Here is a 452-nt window from a genome sequence, read left to right as displayed (position 1 = left end):
ATTACCAACAGCAAACTTATTGTATATTGATTGTTTTACGATGGACAAATAGAACAAGTATCGCCCGAAGGCCTAAATTAGGCTACAGGTCGATTAAAAAGGACTCAAACGCTTCTCGACTTCTTTAGCTGGAGACATATCTGGCGAAGCTCTGCGAGACGTTATTGTTCGAGGGGATTGGAACAAAGGGCGAACTGAATGTAAAGAATGGTTCTCTGGATTAAATCCAGATATTCGTAGTTATGTCACTGAAAACTATTCCTTCTGGAAGAAAATGTGGGTAATACGAACACCCCGAGCAAGGTGGCCACAGGGTGTGTAACCGTCACTGACGACGACGAAGCGTTGACCGTCCAGACGTTGTACCCGAATGAAGTGGTCGGGTTGCCGTCAGGCACGCTGTGCAGACGCATAGAGAAGTAGCGGTGTGAAATATAGGGCTTATCGAAGTA

General features: G+C 45.6%; 1 protein-coding gene. It reads right to left on the bottom strand.

Annotated features, from left to right (window positions below; all coding sequences use genetic code 11):
• Positions 1-245: 245 nt before the first annotated feature.
• Positions 246-452, bottom strand: a 207-nt coding sequence (locus tag D3D02_RS21415; RefSeq protein WP_233560735.1) for a hypothetical protein, incomplete at its 5' end; no start/stop codon positions are given.

Source organism: Halobellus sp. Atlit-38R (assembly GCF_003665925.1).
Classification (GTDB): domain Archaea; phylum Halobacteriota; class Halobacteria; order Halobacteriales; family Haloferacaceae; genus Haloquadratum; species Haloquadratum inordinatus.
The sequence above is the reverse complement of the archived record's forward strand: the minus strand, read 5'-3'. Positions and strand labels throughout refer to the sequence as shown.